The 857-nt window shown below is 67.3% G+C and carries 1 protein-coding gene and 1 pseudogene; both read right to left on the bottom strand.

The window, feature by feature from the left end:
* Positions 1 to 373 (bottom strand): annotated as a pseudogene (locus tag VK92_RS38715) (MotA/TolQ/ExbB proton channel family protein); the annotation flags it as partial.
* A 56-nt stretch (positions 374 to 429) separates the two neighbouring features.
* Positions 430 to 857 (bottom strand): energy transducer TonB (locus VK92_RS38710; RefSeq protein WP_048468267.1); only part of this gene is annotated, 428 nt, incomplete at its 5' end.

Genomic DNA, 857 nt, shown 5'->3' with positions numbered 1-857 from the left:
CCTGTTCGACCAGTGCGCCTTCGTGATGGTCGAATGCCGCGAGACCTGCTTCGGCGATGAAGCGGAACGGGCTGCCGGCGTCCAGCTGACGCGTGCCTTCGCCGAGACTGCCGGCTTTCCAGAAACCTGTCTCCGCCGCCTTCGCGCGGCGCAGCACTCGCGTTTGCTCGAGCAGTTTCGCGACGATGATGTACCAGCTGCCCATCGACATGACGACCAGAATGAGCAACGTGCCTCGTGCGATGAAATCCCCGCCCTTCCAGAGCGCATCGAGACCGTAGGGATTCGCCACCGTGTCGGTGGCGGCGTGGGCGGCGCTGGCCGCGAGGAACAGAGCCGTCGCCAGGGCGGCCTTGCGGGTACGGTTGATCATGAACGTCTCCTGAAATGCGTTGGCAAGTAGAAAAGGAACGGCTGTCGAGGGCAGCCTCAATCGAGCTTGAAAGAGAAGGGCACCTGCACGCGGACTTCCTCGCCCTGTGCGACGCAGTGGAACTGCCGCACTGCGTTTTCCGCAGCCCTGTCGAGAACGGGCGCGGCTGACTGGGTCACGCTCAGGTCCTTGACGTTGCCGTCGGTGCCGACCACGAACGTCACGACGACGTCGCCGGTCAGGTTGTCCTTGAGCGCTTCACGCGGATAGCGAATCGCGGCGCGGACCTGCGTCGAGTTGGGACACACCACGCCGACGCTGGTCGACACGGGCGCCGCAGCGGCAGGCGGTGCCGGCGGCGCGACGGGTGCCGACGGCGCTGGCGTGGTCGACTGCGCGGCGATCGCGTTCGGCGACGGCGGTGCCGGGACGTGCACTTCCGGGGGCGGCACGAACGGCGGCGGTGGCGCGACGTGCTTCGGCG

This window comes from Burkholderia sp. LK4 (assembly GCF_001043615.1).
Taxonomy (GTDB): Bacteria; Pseudomonadota; Gammaproteobacteria; order Burkholderiales; family Burkholderiaceae; genus Burkholderia; species Burkholderia cepacia.
This window is presented reverse-complemented; position numbering and strand designations above follow the sequence as displayed.